Annotated in this window: 15 protein-coding genes; 9 read left to right on the top strand and 6 right to left on the bottom strand. The window is 71.0% G+C overall.

Annotated features, from left to right (window positions below; genetic code table 11):
* Window positions 1-473: methylated-DNA--[protein]-cysteine S-methyltransferase (locus tag CCN33_RS02685; RefSeq protein ID WP_086690659.1), on the bottom strand; the 473-nt coding region annotated here is incomplete at its 3' end.
* Between the two features lie 48 nt (window positions 474-521).
* The gene (locus tag CCN33_RS02680) at window positions 522-1391 is read right to left on the bottom strand and encodes a glycerophosphodiester phosphodiesterase (RefSeq protein ID WP_086690651.1); all 870 of its coding nucleotides are present in this window, start codon (window positions 1389-1391) and stop codon (window positions 522-524) included.
* A gap of 277 nt (window positions 1392-1668) precedes the next feature.
* On the opposite strand from CCN33_RS02680, the gene CCN33_RS02675 reads away from it, so the two are divergent.
* The 7 genes from CCN33_RS02675 (at window position 1669) to aroQ (ending at window position 10356) form a co-directional block, all read left to right on the top strand.
* Window positions 1669-2544 (top strand): MHYT domain-containing protein, encoded by an 876-nt coding sequence (locus CCN33_RS02675; protein WP_086690648.1) that lies wholly within the window; start codon window positions 1669-1671, stop codon window positions 2542-2544.
* A gap of 41 nt (window positions 2545-2585) precedes the next feature.
* The gene (gene uvrB, locus CCN33_RS02670) at window positions 2586-4733 is read left to right on the top strand and encodes an excinuclease ABC subunit UvrB (RefSeq protein ID WP_086690646.1); all 2148 of its coding nucleotides are present in this window, start codon (window positions 2586-2588) and stop codon (window positions 4731-4733) included.
* A 156-nt stretch (window positions 4734-4889) separates the two neighbouring features.
* Window positions 4890-5468: a TerD family protein gene (locus CCN33_RS02665; protein ID WP_030809798.1), complete on the top strand. Its 579-nt coding sequence runs from the start codon at window positions 4890-4892 to the stop codon at window positions 5466-5468.
* A 44-nt stretch (window positions 5469-5512) separates the two neighbouring features.
* Window positions 5513-7300, top strand: a complete 1788-nt coding sequence (locus tag CCN33_RS02660; protein WP_086690644.1) for a TerD family protein — start codon at window positions 5513-5515, stop codon at window positions 7298-7300.
* A 233-nt stretch (window positions 7301-7533) separates the two neighbouring features.
* Window positions 7534-8517, top strand: a complete 984-nt coding sequence (locus tag CCN33_RS02655) for a TerC family protein (protein ID WP_167387748.1) — start codon at window positions 7534-7536, stop codon at window positions 8515-8517.
* Window positions 8518-8680: 163 nt separating this feature from the next.
* Complete coding sequence (locus CCN33_RS02650) at window positions 8681-9775, top strand: calcium:cation antiporter (protein WP_086690640.1); 1095 nt, start codon at window positions 8681-8683, stop codon at window positions 9773-9775.
* A gap of 107 nt (window positions 9776-9882) precedes the next feature.
* Window positions 9883-10356, top strand: coding sequence for a type II 3-dehydroquinate dehydratase (aroQ, locus tag CCN33_RS02645; protein WP_086690657.1), 474 nt, complete (start codon window positions 9883-9885; stop codon window positions 10354-10356).
* A 13-nt stretch (window positions 10357-10369) separates the two neighbouring features.
* Here aroQ and CCN33_RS02640 read toward each other — a convergent pair whose 3' ends face one another.
* Window positions 10370-11026, bottom strand: coding sequence for an MBL fold metallo-hydrolase (locus CCN33_RS02640; RefSeq protein ID WP_086690638.1), 657 nt, complete (start codon window positions 11024-11026; stop codon window positions 10370-10372).
* 46 nt (window positions 11027-11072) lie between these two features.
* Window positions 11073-11759: a maleylpyruvate isomerase family mycothiol-dependent enzyme gene (locus CCN33_RS02635; RefSeq protein WP_086690636.1), complete on the bottom strand. Its 687-nt coding sequence runs from the start codon at window positions 11757-11759 to the stop codon at window positions 11073-11075.
* Between the two features lie 226 nt (window positions 11760-11985).
* Here CCN33_RS02635 and uvrA point away from each other — a divergent pair, with 226 nt between their 5' ends.
* Entirely contained in the window at window positions 11986-14979 is a 2994-nt protein-coding gene (uvrA, locus tag CCN33_RS02630; RefSeq protein WP_086690634.1) for an excinuclease ABC subunit UvrA, read from the top strand.
* Between the two features lie 70 nt (window positions 14980-15049).
* On the opposite strand, the gene CCN33_RS02625 is transcribed toward uvrA, so the two are convergent.
* Complete coding sequence (locus CCN33_RS02625) at window positions 15050-15961, bottom strand: carbohydrate kinase family protein (RefSeq protein WP_086690632.1); 912 nt, start codon at window positions 15959-15961, stop codon at window positions 15050-15052.
* Window positions 15958-17040 carry a LacI family DNA-binding transcriptional regulator gene (locus CCN33_RS02620; protein WP_086690630.1) on the bottom strand — a complete coding sequence of 361 codons (1083 nt, stop codon included), beginning with the start codon at window positions 17038-17040 and terminating at the stop codon, window positions 15958-15960. The genes CCN33_RS02625 and CCN33_RS02620 overlap by 4 nt, the downstream gene beginning before the upstream one ends.
* Before the next feature lie 260 nt (window positions 17041-17300).
* Between CCN33_RS02620 and CCN33_RS02615 the strand changes: the two genes are divergently transcribed.
* On the top strand, window positions 17301-17726 hold the full coding sequence (locus tag CCN33_RS02615) for a Rieske (2Fe-2S) protein (protein ID WP_086690628.1): 426 nt from the start codon (window positions 17301-17303) through the stop codon (window positions 17724-17726).
* The last annotated feature ends 25 nt before the right edge of the window (window positions 17727-17751 follow it).

Genomic DNA, 17751 nt, shown 5'->3' with positions numbered 1-17751 from the left:
CCGCCGTCGCTCTCCACCACCCGGTGACACGGCACGACCACCGGCAACGGGTTGGCGCCCATCGCCGTGCCCACCGCCTGCGCCCCGCCGGGCTGCCCGACCCGCCGGGCCAGATCGCCGTAGCCGACCACCGTGCCGTACGGGACGCCGTCGGCCAGTTCGCGCAGCACCGCCCGGTGGAAACCGGAGATCAGCGACCAGTCCAGCGGCAGGTCGAAGTCCTGCCGCCCGCCGGCCAGATAGGCCTCGACCTGCCGTATCGCCTCCGCCAGCAGGGGCGCGCCCGGCTCTTCGACCGGCTCGGTGCCGTACCGCGCCGCCAGCCGCCTCAGCGCTCGCTCGCGCACCGGGCCGGTGGCGTGGAAGACCACGTTGACCAGCCCCTGGCCGCTCGCGGCCAGCATCAGCGGGCCGATGCGGCTGGGCACGACCGCCCACACGACCCGCTGTCCGTCCTGCCCCTGGCTGTCCATGCCGACCACGGTACGACCCGGCACCGACAACGGGCCCTGACGTGGGAATCAGTCGGCGCTGAGCGCCGTGCGCACCACGTCCGGCTTGTTGGTGATGATGCCGTCGACGCCGTAGCCCCGGACCTTCCGCGCCGTCGCCGCGTCGTTCACCGTCCACGCGAAGACCCGGACAGGCTTGCCGTGCGGCCCCTTCAGGGCGTGCGCCGCTGAGACGTAGCTCGCGGAGATGCCCGCGTACGCCGGATTGACCAGGTCGGCGAACCGGGCGTAGCCGCTCAGCTCGGCGACCTCCGGACGGCCCAGGTAGCCGGTGGTCAGCGCGGGCTTGAGCCGGTGCACGGTACGGATGCTGTCCGCGCTGAAGCTCTGCACGATCAGCCGGTTCTGGTGCGCGCGGTCCAGCCAGCCCTCGTTGCTCAGGGTCTTGAGGATCTGCGCCTCGATACCGGGGTACAGCTCGGGGTTCTTGACCTCCAGCAGGAGTTTCTCGTGGTTGCGCTCGACCCGGCGCATGTAGCGATCGAGCGTCGGCACGCGCGCGCCCGCGTAGGCGGGGGAGAACCAGCTCCCCGCGTCCAGCCGGGCGATCTCCGCCGCCGTGAAGTCCTTCACCTTCCAGGGCGCCCGGCCGGGGAAGACGTCCTCGACGTTCGTGGTGCGCGCCAGGCTGTCGTCGTGGATGACGACCAGCTTGCCGTCCTTGGTGCGCTGCACGTCGTTCTCCACCCAGGAGAAGCCCAGCCTCGCCGCCTTGTCGATGGCGGACAGCGTGTTCTCGGGCGCGTACGCGGAGGCCCCGCGGTGGGCGACCACCGTGGGCTGGGCCGCCCTGACCTGCCGGCCGTCGGAGCCGGGGCTCAGCAGGACCGTCGCCCCCAGGGCCGCGGTGGCCGCGGCGGCGACTGCGTGCGCGTACATGCGTACTCCTCACGTCCGGCGAATACCAACAGCACCAGGGTGACAGCGCAGCGTCAACGGCACAGGAGCGCAGAACGGCCACAGGATGAACGGCGGGGCCCAACTCCGTACACCGGTGCCGCACAAGTGGGGTAAGGACGTGTTTCTTTGCCGGAAAATCATTCGACCATTCCGGTGGCAGCCATACTCTCTCCGACAGTCCCGACCGCCACCGCGGTGCTGGGCAGGGGGAACATCGCGTCGGTAAGGGTCGCGAGAAGGCGAGGGACAGCCGCGCATGCGAGGCACGATCGACGGATTCAGCTACGGGGTCGTCACTCCCCTGGTGGGCTATGTGATGGCCTGCCTGGGCGGCGCCCTGGGCCTGCGCTGCACCACCCGGTCCCTGCTCGTCACCCGCTCCTGGCGGCCCGCGTGGCTGGCCCTGGGCTCGACCGCGATCGGTTCCGGCATCTGGACCATGCACTTCATCGCCATGATGGGCTTCTCCATCGACGAGACGCCGATCCGCTTCGACAAACCGATGACCTACGCCAGCCTCGGCCTGGCCATCGTCATGGTGGGCGTCGGGATCTTCATGATCGGCTACCGGGGCGCCAGCGGCACCTCGCTCGTCACGGGCGGCACGATCACCGGCCTGGGCGTCGCCTCGATGCACTACCTCGGCATGGCCGGCATGCGCTTCGACGGAGAGTTCACCTACGACATCGCCGGCGTCGTCGCCTCTGTCGTCATCGCCGTCGTGGCCGCCACCGTCGCCCTCTGGGCCGCCGGACACGTCCGGGGGTGGCGGGGCAGCATCGGCGCCAGCCTCGTCATGGGCCTGGCCGTCAGTGGCATGCACTACACCGGCATGGCCGGACTCACCGTCCACCTCCACGGCACCCCCGCCCCCGCGACCAGCGGCTCGCCGGCCGCCGTGCTCGCGCCGATCCTCGTCGGACCGCTCGCCCTCCTGCTCCTCGCGGCCGTCGTCGTGATGTTCGATCCGCTGATGGTCAAGGGCGCGCCGCCACGCGTCCCCGAGGAGTCCAAGCCGGGCGTCCCGGCCGCCGCCGTCCCCTCCCATCAGCGCGTTCGCCCGCCGCAGCGGCCGTACCGGGAGCCGGTCCACGCCGACGCCCACGGCTCCCGCACCCCGCAGCGCCACTGACTCCGGACCCGTTGTCAGTGGGGGGTCGTACGGTTGATGGCATGCGGCCCGTTTCAAAGATCGAACGCACGGTGGCGCCCTTCGAGGTCGTCAGCCCCTACCAGCCCAGCGGCGATCAGCCGGCGGCCATCGCCGACCTGGCCAAGCGTGTGCAGGGCGGCGAGAAGGACGTCGTACTGCTCGGCGCGACCGGTACCGGCAAGTCCGCCACCACCGCGTGGATGATCGAGAAGCTCCAGCGCCCGACCCTGGTCATGGCGCCGAACAAGACGCTGGCCGCCCAGCTGGCCAACGAGTTCCGCGAGCTGCTCCCGAACAACGCGGTCGAATACTTCGTCTCGTACTACGACTACTACCAGCCCGAGGCGTACGTCCCGCAGTCGGACACCTACATCGAGAAGGACTCCTCGATCAACGAGGAGGTCGAGCGCCTGCGCCACTCGGCGACGAACTCCCTGCTCACCCGCCGTGACGTGGTCGTGGTCGCCTCCGTCTCCTGCATCTACGGCCTGGGTACGCCGCAGGAGTACGTGGACCGCATGGTCCCGCTCAAGGTCGGCGAGGAGATCGACCGGGACGACCTGCTGCGCCGCTTCGTCGACATCCAGTACACGCGCAACGACACCGCCTTCACCCGCGGCACCTTCCGCGTGCGCGGCGACACCATCGAGATCTTCCCGGTCTACGAGGAGCTGGCCGTCCGCATCGAGATGTTCGGCGACGAGATCGAGGCGCTCTCCACGCTGCACCCGATCACCGGCGAGATCATCAGCGACGACCAGCAGCTCTACGTCTTCCCCGCCTCCCACTACGTCGCCGGACCGGAGCGCATGGAGCGCGCCGTCAACGGCATCGAGAAGGAGCTGGGGGAGCGCCTGGCCGAGCTGGAGAAGCAGGGCAAGCTCCTGGAGGCCCAGCGCCTGCGGATGCGCACCACCTACGACATCGAGATGCTCCGCCAGATCGGCACCTGCTCCGGCGTGGAGAACTACTCGATGCACTTCGACGGCCGCCTCCCCGGCTCCCCGCCGAACACCCTGCTCGACTACTTCCCGGACGACTTCCTGCTGGTCATCGACGAGTCGCACGTCACCGTCCCGCAGATCGGCGCCATGTACGAGGGCGACGCCTCCCGCAAGCGCACCCTGGTCGACCACGGCTTCCGGCTCCCTTCCGCGCTGGACAACCGCCCCCTGAAGTGGGAGGAGTTCCAGGAGCGCATCGGGCAGACCGTCTACCTGTCGGCGACGCCCGGGGCCTACGAGCTTTCCCGCGGCGACGGCGTGGTGGAGCAGATCATCCGCCCGACCGGCCTGGTCGACCCCGAGGTCGTGGTCAAGCCGACCGAGGGCCAGATCGACGACCTGGTGCACGAGATCCGGGAGCGCACCGACAAGAACGAGCGCGTCCTGGTCACCACGCTCACCAAGAAGATGGCCGAGGACCTCACCGACTACTTCGTGGAACTCGGCATCCAGGTCCGCTACCTCCACAGCGACGTGGACACCCTGCGCCGCGTGGAGCTGCTGCGCGAGCTGCGCGCCGGTGAGTACGACGTCCTGGTCGGCATCAACCTGCTGCGCGAGGGCCTCGACCTGCCCGAGGTGTCCCTGGTGGCCATCCTCGACGCCGACAAGGAGGGCTTCCTGCGCTCCGGCACCTCGCTGATCCAGACCATCGGCCGCGCGGCGCGCAACGTCTCCGGCCAGGTCCACATGTACGCCGACAAGATCACCCCGGCGATGGAGAAGGCCATCGACGAGACCAACCGGCGCCGCGAGAAGCAGGTCGCGTACAACAAGGCCAACGGCATCGACCCGCAGCCGCTGCGCAAGAAGATCAACGACATCGTCGCCCAGATCGCCCGCGAGGACGTCGACACCGAGCAGCTCCTCGGCACCGGCTACCGGCAGCAGAAGGACGGCAAGGCGGCCAAGGCGCCGGTGCCCAGCCTGGGCGGCAAGGCGACCCAGGACGCCAAGGCGAAGGCGGCCAGGACGAAGGCCAAGGGCAGGACGCAGCCCACCGACCAGCCGGCCGCCGAACTCGCCGGACAGATCGAGGAGATGACGGACCGCATGCGCGCCGCCGCCGCGGAGCTCCAGTTCGAGATCGCCGCCCGGCTGCGCGACGAGGTGTCCGAGATGAAGAAGGAACTGCGCCAGATGCGGGAGGCCGGTCTCGCCTGACCCTCCCGACCCGTCCGGACCTCGGCATACGCGCCCAGTGTTGCAACACCGACACAAAGCGCGGGCCGGGGTTCGGCACGGTCGGCGACGCTGCGTAGGGTTCTGGGCAACCGCGCGATGCGCGGCAACAGGGGAACACCGAGAGGGGATTCAGCCGTGACCGTCAACATGACCAAGGGCCAGGCCATCAGCCTGGAGAAGAAGGACGGTGCCACCCTGACCGCGGTCCGTATGGGTCTCGGCTGGCAGGCGGCGAAGCGACGCGGGCTGTTCGGCTCGCGCACCCGCGAGATCGACCTGGACGCCTCGGCGGTCCTCTTCGCGGAGAAGCAGCCGGTCGACGTGGTCTTCTTCCGCCACCTGGTGAGCGACGACGGCTCCGTACGGCACACCGGTGACAACCTCGTCGGCGGTGTCGGGCAGGGCGGCGACGACGAGGCCGTCCTGGTGGACCTCCAGCGGGTCCCGCCCCACGTCGACCAGATCGTCTTCACGGTGAACTCCTTCACCGGGCAGACCTTCCAGGAGGTGCAGAACGCGTTCTGCCGCCTGGTGGACGAGACCAACGGCCAGGAACTGGCGCGCTACACGCTCGCGGGCGGTGGCGAGTACACCGCGCAGATCATGGCCAAGGTGCACCGCCAGGGCGCCGGCTGGACGATGACCGCGCTGGGGGAGCCGGCCAACGGACGCACCTTCCAGGACCTGATGCCGGCGATCCTGCCGCACCTCTAGGACCCGCCCGGCGCGCACCACGACACGACCACAGGGGGACGGCGATGGTGGCCGAACTGGTGCGGGGGCAGAACCACCCGCTGCCCCGGACCCGGCTGGAGATCCTGGTCTCGGCCGAGGTCCCCGTGCTCGTGGCGGCCGCTCTCGGTGACGAGGGCGGCCGCGTGCAAGAGGGCCACGGGATCGCCCATCACGGCGCCCCGGTCCTCCCCGGCATCGAGGTGCCCCGCGCGGCGGCCGCCGAGCACCGTCTCTCCGCCGACCTGGGGGAGCTGTCCGAGGCGGTGCACCGTGTCACCGTGCTGCTGGCCCTGCTGGGGCCGGCAGCACGGTTCGGCGCGACCGCCGCCCCGCGGACGACCGTCACCGATGCCGACGGCACGGAGATCGTCCGCTTCACCCTCGCCGGGCTGGACGCCGAGTCGGCCGTCGTCGCGCTGGAGCTGTACCGCAGGCAGGGCGGCTGGAAGGTCCGGGCGGTCGGCCAGGGGTATGCCGAGGGCCTCACCGCACTCCTGGCGGACCTGGGACTGCCCGGGGCCCGCGAAGTGGCCGAGGCGATGCACGAAGCAGGGCGCCTCGGCGCGGTCCTGGCCGCCGCTCCGCCGAAGGCCGGCCCGTCCGAGGGCGGACCCGTCGACTACACCCACCCCGTGCGGCAGGCTCCCCCACAGCCACAGCCACAGCCACAGCCACAGCCACAGCCACAGCCACAGCCCGTCGCGGGCGACGCGCCGGGCTGGTCCATGGAGGAGCGGCTCTACAACCAGGTCTGGGGCATGTTCGAGGATCTGGCCCGTTCCACCGCCGCCCTCCGGAGCGCGGCCGATTTCGCCGGCGCCCGCCTCGACCGGGAACTCGACGAAGCCCTGGCCGACCCGCGCGCCAGGATCGGCGGCGCCGGGGACGCGGCACGGAAGGCGGCCCGGGCCAAGCACGACGAACTGATGGGCCGGGCGCAGGCGGCCCACGACCGCGACCTCGCCCAGCTCACCGCCGAGGCGGAGGTCGTCGAGCCCGCCCTGCCACCCGCGTACGCCCGCTGGGACAGCCCCGTCTGGCACGGCCACCGGATGCCGACAGAGGTGCCCCAGGCCGTACGGCTGGGCGACCTCCACCTCCCCGAGAGCGCGTCCCTGCGCATTCCGATGCTGGTCAGGCTGCCGCTGGAGCGGGGTCTGTGGGTCGACAGCGGTGCCACACCGGCCGACTTCACGGACTCGGCCGAGCGGCGCCGGCTGGCCCTGGAAGTCGCCGTGGCCCTCGCCGCGCGGCTGCTCGCCGTCCACCCGGTGGGGGAGTTCTCCGTGGAGGTCATCGACCCGGCCGGGGCCGGAGCCGGACCGCTCGGCGCCCTCACCCGGACGGGCGCGCTGACGGGACCGCCCGCCAGGGGCACGGCGGGCGTCGCGCAGGCGCTGGAGTCCCTCACCCGGCGGGTCGACCTCGTACGCATGGCGATCGGCGGTGGCGCCACCGAGGCGTTGCCGGACGGCTTCGACACCGCCCGGCGGCTGCTGATGGTCAACGACTTCCCCCAGGGCTTCGACGACCGCGCCCTGACCCGGCTCCGCTTCCTCGCCGACGAGGGCCCGGCGGCTGGGGTCCATCTGCTGCTGGTCGCGGACCGTGCGGACGCGGGGGAGTACGGGCCTTTGCTCGACCCGCTGTGGCGTTCGCTGACGCGACTCACGCCGTCACCCGACGACCATTTCGCCGACCCCTGGGTCGGGCACGCATGGACCTTCGAACCGTCCCTGCCGCCGTCGGGCGGGGCGGTGCTCCAGCAGGTGCTCAGCAAGGTCGCCGCAGCCCGGATCAAGGGACGGTAAAGAGTCTCTGAGCTGCTCACTTGGTCTTTACTTTACTTTTCTCTTTACTCTCCCTTGGTGATTGCGCTACCGTATCCGTGCGGAGGGGAGTACTCCCTGATGCGGCGGCCCCGTCAATACGAATCCCCATGGATTCCGGGGCGCCGGCCCGTCCCTCGGGTGGAAGAGACCTCCGGCAGCGACAACGCTGATGTTTGCCGTGACGTGATGCCGGAGGTGCAGTGGACGTCTCGATGACCCTGTGGGTCTTGACCATCGTGGGGCTGGCAGCCCTGATCGCGGTGGACTTCTTCATCGGCCGCAAGCCGCATGAGGTGTCCATCAAGGAAGCCGGTATCTGGACAGCCGTCTGGATCGCCCTGGCCGGGCTCTTCGGCCTCGGACTGTTCTACTTCGGCGGCGCCCAGCCCGCCGGGGAGTTCTTCGCCGGCTTCATCACCGAGAAGTCGCTGAGTGTCGACAACCTCTTCGTCTTCGTCCTGATCATGACGAAGTTCGCGGTGCCCGCGCAGTACCAGCAACGGGTCCTGCTCTTCGGCGTGCTCATAGCCCTGGTCCTGCGGGCCGTCTTCATCGCGGCCGGCGCGGCGATCCTCGCCAGCTTCTCCTGGGTGTTCTTCATCTTCGGCGCCTTCCTGATCTGGACCGCCTGGAAGCTCATCCAGGAGGCCCGCGCCGATCACGAGGACGAGGAGTACGAGGAGAACAAGCTGCTGAAGGCCGCCGAGCGCAGGTTCGGTGTCGCCGACCGTTACCACGGCACCAAGCTGTGGATCGAGGAGAACGGCAAGCGGGTCATGACCCCGATGCTGGTCGTGATGCTCGCCATCGGCACCACCGACGTGCTGTTCGCGCTGGACTCCATCCCCGCGATCTTCGGCCTGACGCAGGACCCGTACATCGTCTTCACCGCGAACGCCTTCGCCCTGATGGGTCTGCGCCAGCTCTACTTCCTCATCGGCGGCCTGCTGAAGAAGCTGGTCCACCTGTCCTACGGCCTGTCGGTCATCCTGGGCTTCATCGGCGTCAAGCTGGTGCTGCACGCCTTGCACGAGCTGGGCGTGCATGTCCCGGAGATCAGCATCCCCGTCTCCCTGGGCGTGATCTGCGGCGTGCTGATCGTCACCACGATCACCAGCCTCATCGCCTCCAGGAAGCAGGCGGCCGCTGAGGCGGCCGGGGGCGCCGGCGGCGCCAAGGACAGCATCGACGCCTGACCCGTCACCCCCGAAAGGCGGGCGACCCGTGCGGAAGGTGCCGCGGCCCGGCGCCTTCCGCCGGGAAGGCCCCGCTCCGCCGACCCCACCGCGCCCACCCGACCGGTGCGCCGGACGAAACGAACGGAATGCGAACCCTGTACGCCTCTGCCACCATCACTGCATGATCACTCGGCTCAGGTCGCTCGCCGCGCGGTGGACGCTCCTCGTGCCGGTGCTCGCGGTCGTCCTCCTCGTCTTCACCTGGGGCCGCAGCCTGCCCGGCGCGGTGGTCGCCCTGGTCGCCGTCGTGCTCGCCGGGTCCGTGCTGGCCGCCGTGCACCACGCCGAGGTCGTCGCCCACCGGGTGGGCGAACCCTTCGGCTCCCTGGTGCTCGCCGTCGCCGTCACCGTCATCGAGGTGGCGCTGATCGTCACCCTCATGGTCGACGGCGGGGACAAGAGCGCCACCCTGGCCCGCGACACGGTGTTCGCCGCGGTGATGATCACCTGCAACGGCATCGTCGGCATCTGCCTCCTGGTCGGCTCCCTGCGCCACGGCACCGCCGTGTTCAACCCCGAGGGCACCGGAGCCGCCCTGGCGACGGTCGCCACCCTGGCCACCCTCAGCCTGGTGCTGCCGACCTTCACGACCAGCAAGCCCGGCCCCGAGTTCTCCTCCGTGCAACTGACGTTCGCGGCCTTCTCCTCGCTGATCCTCTACGGCCTCTTCGTCGCCACCCAGACCGTCCGGCACCGCGACTACTTCCTGCCGGTCACCAAGGAGGGCGACGTCGTCACCGACCACGCGGCACCTCCGACCCGCCGCCGGGCCTGGATCAGCCTCGGCCTGCTCGGCCTCGCCCTCGTCGGTGTGGTCGGTCTGGCCAAGGGCGTGTCACCCACCATCGAGTCCGGGGTGGAGGGCGCGGGGCTGCCCCCTTCGGTCGTGGGTGTGATCATCGCCCTGCTCGTGCTGCTCCCGGAGACCATCGCCGCGCTGCGCGCCGCCCGCCGCGACCGGGTGCAGACCAGCCTCAATCTCGCGCTGGGCTCCGCCATGGCCAGCATCGGCCTGACCATCCCGGCCGTCGCCCTGGCGTCGGTCTGGCTGTCCGGACCGCTCGTGCTGGGCCTCGGCTCCACGCACATGCTGCTGCTCGCGCTCACTGTGGTCGTCGCCTCGCTCACGGTCGTACCCGGCCGCGCCACCCCGCTCCAGGGCGGCGTCCACCTGGTCATCTTCGCCGCCTATCTGGAGCTGGCCCTCAATCCGTAGCCGAGGGCGCCCCACCGGGCCCGTGAGCCGCCCGGCGGGCCGTGATAGACCGGGTGCGAGCGGTGGCCGTCCTGCCGGCCGCCCCCGACGCACCGGAGGAAACCACCGTGTCCCGCAGCCTGGCCAGCGCCCCGATCATGATCCTCAACGGGCCCAACCTGAACCTCCTCGGCCAGCGGCAGCCCGAGATCTACGGCAAGGACACGCTCGCGGACGTGGAGGCCATGTGCGCCGAGGCGGCGGCCGCGTACGGCGGCACGGTGGACTGCCGGCAGTCCAACCACGAGGGGCAACTGGTGGACTGGATTCACGAGGCGCGGCTCGACCACGCCGGGATCGTCATCAACCCCGGCGCCTACTCGCACACGTCGGTGGCGATCCTGGACGCGCTGAACACCTGCGACGGCCTGCCCGTGGTGGAGGTCCACATCTCCAACATCCACCAGCGCGAGTCCTTCCGGCACCATTCGTACGTCTCGCTGCGCGCCGACGGGGTGATCGCGGGCTGCGGGGTGCAGGGGTACGTCTTCGCGGTGGAGCGGATCGCCACGCTGGCGGGGTCGGCGCGGGCCGACGGCTGAGCGCCGCCCCGGCTCACCAGCCGCGCGCGTGCCACTCCGGCAGATGCGGGCGCTCGGCACCGAGGCTGGTGTCGTCGCCGTGGCCGGGGTAGACCCAGGTCTCGTCCGGCAGGGCGTCGAAGATCTTCGTCTCCACGTCGTGGATCAGGCTGGCGAACGCCTCGGGGTCCTGGTGGGTGTTGCCGACACCGCCGGGGAAGAGGCAGTCGCCGGTGAAGACGTGCGGGTGGCCGTGCGGGTCGTCGTAGACCAGCGCGATGGAGCCCGGCGTGTGCCCGACGAGGTGGCGCGCGGTCAGCTCGACCTGGCCGACCCGGATCACGTCCCCGTCGTCGACCGGCACGTCGGTGGGGACCGGGATGCCCGGGGCGTCCTCCCGGCCGGCGTAGGTGCGCGCGCCGGTGGCGCCGACGACCTCGCCGAGCGCCTGCCAGTGGTCGCCGTGCTGATGGGTGGTGACGACGGACGCGATGCCGTCCTCGCCGATCATGGTGAGGAGCTTGTGCGGCTCGGCGGCCGCGTCGATCAGGAGCTGCTCGTCGGTGGCCCGGCAACGCAGCAGATAGGCGTTGTTGTTCATCGGGCCGACCGCGACCTTCGTGATCATCAGGTCCTTCAGCTCGTGCACGTCCGCCGGACCGCCGACCCTGACCTCGCCGCTGTACGTCATGACGATCAGCCTATAGCGGGGCGGGGGTTGGCGGCCCGGTGCCGTGTCACAGCGGGGGCAGCGCGGGCAGCTCGCCGCCCTTCACCTCCAGCGCGGTCCCCTCGCGGCGCCCGGCGAGCCAGCCCAGCAGGTCGGCCGGAGTGCCGGTGACGGTGACCTCGGGCTCGGGCGCCTCCTGCCCGGTGCTCCAGGTCCGCGTGCCGTCGCTCAGCAGCGTGGGCGGCACGTCGGGGTGGCCCAGGAAGCGCTGGGCCAGGAACTCGGTCTCGCGCTCGGTGAACTCGGCCGGGAGGTCCTCCAGCTCGTAGCCGGCGCCGAGGTCGACGTGGTGCAGCTCGATCTCGGCCCAGCGCCGGAACGGCAACCGGTCCGCGACGTCGGTGATGCCGTTGCGCAGCTCCACCACGCGGTTCCAGTCGCCCGGCGCCGAGCCCGCCGCGTCGAACCGGGCCGCGCTGTCGCGCACGTCGGTGATGTGGGTCTCGAGGGGGCGCGGGGCGTCCCGCTCGATGTCGGCGTCGCGGGTCTCGGCGCTCACGTACATCGGGCGACCCTCGAGGACGTTCACGAGGGCGTCGGCGTTGCGGGCGATGTGAGCTAGGACATGTCCGCGCGTCCAGCCCGGAAGCCGTGACGGCTCGGACAGTGCCGCGTTGTCCAGTGCGGCGGCCGCGCTGAGCAGCCGTTCCGTCGCTTCCCGTACACGGGCCAGGTCATGAGCGTGATCGGTCATGGGGCCCGACCCTAGCGGGACCACTCCTTCGGGTGAAGGTGGCGAACATCCTCCGTAATTCGAAAGCGCGTGCTATATCGTCGAAGACGGCGTCGGGCATGCTGGGTGGCTGGGGATTGTTATGCATCCGGGGAATCCGACCGGCGTTGTCAGTGGCTCCCCCTAGGCTCCAAGAAGCACGGGGTCTCGGCCCCTGTCATTTCTCCGAAGAAAGGTGCGGACCGGCGTGGCCGACCGTCTCATCGTCCGTGGCGCGCGCGAGCACAACCTGAAGAATGTCTCGCTCGACCTGCCGCGTGACGCGCTCATCGTCTTCACGGGCCTGTCCGGGTCGGGCAAGTCCTCCCTGGCCTTCGACACCATCTTCGCCGAGGGCCAGCGCCGCTACGTGGAGTCGCTCTCCTCGTACGCCCGCCAGTTCCTCGGGCAGATGGACAAGCCCGACGTCGACTTCATCGAGGGCCTCTCGCCCGCGGTCTCCATCGACCAGAAGTCGACCTCGCGCAACCCCCGCTCCACGGTCGGCACCATCACCGAGGTCTACGACTACCTGCGCCTGCTCTTCGCGCGCATCGGCAAGCCGCACTGCCCAGAGTGCGGCCGGCCCATCTCGCGCCAGTCGCCGCAGGCCATCGTGGACAAGGTGCTGGAGCTGCCCGAGGGCAGCCGCTTCCAGGTCCTCTCCCCGCTCGTGCGCGAGCGCAAGGGCGAGTTCGTCGACCTCTTCTCCGACCTCCAGACCAAGGGCTACTCCCGCGCGCGGGTCGACGGCCAGACCATCCAGCTGTCCGAGCCGCCGACCCTGAAGAAGCAGGAGAAGCACACCATCGAGGTGGTCGTCGACCGCCTCACGGTGAAGGACTCCGCCAAGCGCCGCCTGACCGACTCCGTGGAGACCGCCCTCGGCCTCTCCGGCGGCATGGTCGTGCTCGACTTCGTGGACCTCCCCGAGGACGACCCCGAGCGCGAGCGCATGTTCTCGGAGCACCTGTACTGCACGTACGACGACCTGTCGTTCGAGGAGCTGGAGCCGCGCTCCTTCTCCTTCAACTCGCCCTTCGGCGCCTGCCCCGAGTGCACCGGCATCGGCACGCGGATGGAGGTCGACGCGGAGCTGATCGTCCCGGACGAGGACAAGTCGCTCGACGAGGGCGCCATCCACCCCTGGTCGCACGGCCACACCAAGGACTACTTCGGCCGGCTGATCAACGCCCTCGCGGACGCCCTCGGTTTCCGCACCGACATCCCCTTCGCCGGGTTGCCCCAGCGCGCCAAGAAGGCCCTGCTGTACGGCCACAAGACCCAGATCGAGGTCCGCTACCGCAACCGGTACGGCCGCGAGCGGGTGTACACCACCCCGTTCGAGGGCGCGGTGCCCTTCGTCAAGCGGCGGCACAGCGAGGCCGAGAGCGACGCCAGCCGGGAGCGCTTCGAGGGCTACATGCGCGAAGTGCCCTGCCCCTCCTGCGAGGGCACGCGCCTGAAGCCGATCGTCCTCGCGGTCTCCGTCATGGGGAAGTCGATCGCCGAGGTCGCCGCGATGTCGATCAGCGACTGCGCGGACTTCCTGGGCGAGCTGAAGCTGAACGCGCGCGACAAGAAGATCGCCGAGCGCGTGCTGAAAGAGGTCAACGAGCGGCTGCGCTTCCTGGTCGACGTCGGCCTGGACTACCTCTCCCTCAACCGCGCGGCCGGCACCCTGTCCGGCGGCGAGGCCCAGCGCATCCGCCTGGCCACCCAGATCGGCTCCGGCCTCGTCGGTGTGCTCTACGTGCTGGACGAGCCGTCCATCGGTCTGCACCAGCGGGACAACCACCGGCTGATCGAGACCCTGGTCCGGCTGCGCGACATGGGCAACACCCTCATCGTGGTCGAGCACGACGAGGACACCATCAAGGTCGCCGACTGGATCGTGGACATCGGTCCGGGCGCCGGTGAGCACGGCGGCAAGGTCGTCCACAGCGGTCACCTCAAGGAACTGCTCGCCAACACGGAGTCGCAGACCGGCCAGTACCTCTCCGGCCGCAAGTCGATCCCGCTGCCGGACGTGCGCCGGCCGCTCGACCCGTCCCGGCAGCTCGTGGTGCGCGGCGCGCGGGAGAACAACCTCCAGGACATCGACGTGTCCTTCCCGCTGGGCGTGTTCACGGCGGTCACCGGTGTGTCCGGCTCGGGCAAGTCGACCTTGGTCAACGACATCCTGTACACCCACCTGGCCCGCGAGCTGAACGGCGCGCGGAACGTCCCCGGCCGCCACACGCGCGTGGACGGCGACGACCAGGTGGACAAGGTCGTGCACGTCGACCAGTCGCCCATCGGTCGCACCCCGCGCTCCAACCCGGCGACGTACACCGGTGTCTTCGACCACGTCCGCAGGCTGTTCGCCGAGACCACCGAGGCGAAGGTGCGGGGCTACCAGCCCGGCCGCTTCTCCTTCAACGTCAAGGGCGGCCGCTGCGAGAACTGCTCGGGCGACGGCACGATCAAGATCGAGATGAACTTCCTCCCGGACGTCTACGTCCCGTGCGAGGTCTGCCACGGCGCCCGGTACAACCGGGAGACCCTGGAGGTCCACTACAAGGGCAAGTCCATCGCCGACGTGCTGAACATGCCGATCGAGGAGGCGACCGACTTCTTCGAGGCGGTGCCCGCCATCTCCCGGCACCTGCGCACCCTGAAGGACGTCGGACTCGGCTACGTCCGGCTGGGCCAGTCCGCGACCACCCTGTCCGGCGGTGAGGCGCAGCGCGTCAAGCTCGCCAGCGAGCTGCAGAAGCGCTCCACCGGCCGCACGGTCTACGTCCTGGACGAGCCGACCACCGGTCTGCACTTCGAGGACATCAGTAAGCTGCTGAAGGTCCTCACCGGTCTGGTGGACAAGGGCAACACGGTCGTCGTCATCGAGCACAACCTCGATGTGATCAAGACCGCGGACTGGGTCATCGACATGGGCCCGGAGGGCGGCGCGGGCGGCGGTCTCGTGGTCGCCGAGGGCACGCCCGAGGAAGTCGCGGCGGTTCCGGCCAGCCACACCGGCAAGTTCCTGCGCGAGATCCTCGGCGCCGACCGGGTCAGCGACGCGGGCCCGGTGAAGGCCCCGCGGGCGCGGAAGACCGCGAAGAAGGCGGTTCCGGCCAAGGCCGACGGCACCGCCACCGCCAAGGCCGGGACGGCCAGGAAGACGGCCGCCAAGAAGGCGACACGGGCCCCCAAGGCCTGACGGCGGCCCTTGGTGCGAGCGGCGCCTCGCGGGACTCACCCCGCGAGGCGCCGCTCGCCGTTTCAGCCGGTCACAGCGGGCCCAGCTCGGCCGCGTACGGCGGCTCCGCGCCCGCCCGCGAGCAGGTGACCGCCGCCGCCCGTGCGGCGAAGCCGAGCAGTCGCCGCCAGGTGTCCGGGCCCAGCCCGGCGAGCGCCCGCGCGGACAGCGCGTCCAGGGTGGACAGGCCGTGCAGCAGGGCCGCGTTCACGGTGTCCCCGGCCCCGATGGTGTCCACGACGTCGACCTTCTCGCCGGGCACACGGTGCTCCGCGCCGTCGGCGGTGTAGACGGTGAGGCCGTCGCCGCCCCGTGTGACGACCACGGCCGACGGTCCCGCGGCCAGCCACTCGCGGGGGGTGCCGCCCAGCCACTGGGCGTCCTCCTCGGACAGCTTCAGCAGCGTCACCGAGGGCAGCCAGCCCCGGAAACGCTCGCGGTAGGCGTCCGCGTCCGGGATCAGGCCCGCCCGGATGTTGGGGTCGAGGGCGGTGAACAGGCCCTGGCCGGCGGCCGACCGCATCAGCTCCTCATAGGCGCTCGCCCCCGGTTCCAGGGCGAGCGAGCAGGTGCCGAAGGACACCGCGCGGGTGCCCTCGGGCAGAGCGGCCGGGGTGGTGAAGAGGCGGTCGGCGGTGCCCTCGACGTAGAAGGAGTAGGCCGCCGAGCCGCCGGAGTCGACGGTGGCCACGGCGAGCGTGGTCGGCTCGGGGCCGCGCTGCACCGCGGAGACGTCCACCCCGGCCCGCCGCAGCCCGTCGAGCAGGGCCTCGCCGAAGGCGTCGTGCGAGGCGCGGGAGGCGAAGGCGGTCGGCGAGCCCAGCCGGCCGAGGGCCACGGCGGTGTTGAACGGGCCGCCGCCGAGGGCCGGTTGGAGGCCGGCCAGGGCGCCACGGCCCTGCGGTACCAGGTCGATCAGTGCCTCACCGGCGACGACGATCACGGGGTGGTTCCCTTCTCGGACTGCGAGGTCGATTCCATGCTGTTGCCGGTGTCCGCCGGCCCGGGCTCCGGGCAGCCGCAGGAGGCGCGGTGGACGAAGGCGCAGGGCAGCCGTACCGTCCTCGCCTCTCGGTCCGGCGCCGACAGGCGGTCCAGCAGCACCCGGACGGCCCGGGCGCCCATCTCCCGGCTGGGCTGGGCGATCGCGGTGAGCCGGGGTGCGAACAGGTCGGCCCAGGCGAAGTCGTCGAAGCACGCCAGGGCGATGTCGCCGGGCACACTCAGGCCCCGCTCCCGCAGAGCGCGCAGGGCGCCGATCGTCATCGCGTTGTTGGCGGTGACCAGTGCCGTGGGCGCACCGGGCAGGGCGAGCAGCGCGGCGGTGGCCCGCTCGGCCCCCCTGGCTTCGGAGCTGCCGGACACCACGAGTTCGTCGTCGGCGTATAGCCCTGCCGCCGCGAGCCCCTGCCGGTACCCCGCGATCCGTTCGCTGGTGGTGCTGAGCCCCGGCAGCCCGGCGACCAGGCCGATCCGCCGGTGTCCCAGGGAGGCGAGGTGGGTGACCAGCTCGGCCATGGGCCCGGAGTTCTCGGCGCACACCTGGTCGAACTGCCCCTGCCCGGGGCCGGCCTGCTCCAGCACCCGGTCCAGCAGCACTGTGGGCACGGCCTGGCGCCGGAGGTACGCCACGAGGTCCCCCGGCTCGGCGGAGGGCGCGACGATCATGCCGTCCACCCGGCGCCCGTGCAGCAGTTTGACGACCTTCAGCTCATGCTCGGGGTCGTCGTGCGGGTCCGCGATGAGCAGGCTGTAACCCGCCTCCAGCGCGGCCGCCTCCACGCCCTGGAGGATCTCGGTGAAGTACGGGTTGCTGATCGCCGACACCGCGAGCCCGATGGAGCGGGTCCGGGAGGTCACCAGGGAGCGGGCGAGGGAGTTGGGCGTGTAGCCGAGGGCCTCGACAGCGTCCAGCACGGCCTGCCGGGTGTGGGGGAGCACCGGGCGCGTGCCGTTCAGGACGTGGGAGACGGTCGCCACGGAGACACCGGCGTTCCGGGCCACGTCGGCCATGGTGGACATCGCGCTTCCCCTCCCACAAGACCCGGAACGCCGTCCCGGCCGCCGTCCGGCCGGCGGGCGCGGGCCACGGCGCCAGACGTTGGTCCCACGGGCGGGAAGGTATCCCATCGGCCACGTGTGCGTAAACGCTTGCGCAAGCGCTTACGCAGGCGTCCTGGTCCGAGGGCGCCCCAAGCCGCGTACGCCCGCCCCCGCTCCCGAACCGTCCCCCATGCCCGGATAAGGTCACTCTGCACATCCCCTGACCTGTGGAGAGACCGATGCCCGCCCGATCGTCCGCGAGCCGCCGTACCGTCCTCAGAGGAGCCGCCGTGGTGCCGGTCGCCGGGCTGGGGCTGGCCGCCTGTGCCGCTCCCCAGGACGACAAGGGCGCGTCGGCGGTCACCTCCTCCGTCGACCTCGGGGCCGAGGGCGAGGTGGCCAAGGGCGCCGCGAAGCTGTACCGCGACCACAACGTGGTGGTCAGCCGGGACGCCGAAGGTGGCCTGAAGGCGTACAGCCTGGTCTGCACGCACGCCGGGTGCGTGATCAACAAGCTGCGCGGCACCACCCTGGTCTGCCCCTGCCACGGCAGCGAGTTCGACGCCGCCACCGGCAAGGTGGTCCAGGCACCGGCGACCGAGCCGCTGAGCGAGTTGCCGGTGAAGGTGGCGGACGGCCGGATCGTCGCGGGGCCGGCCGCCTGACGCCGCCGGTCGTCCCCGCTCAGGG

It is taken from the genome of Streptomyces recifensis (assembly GCF_002154615.1).
Taxonomy (GTDB): domain Bacteria; phylum Actinomycetota; class Actinomycetes; order Streptomycetales; family Streptomycetaceae; genus Streptomyces; species Streptomyces griseoluteus.
This window is presented reverse-complemented; position numbering and strand designations above follow the sequence as displayed.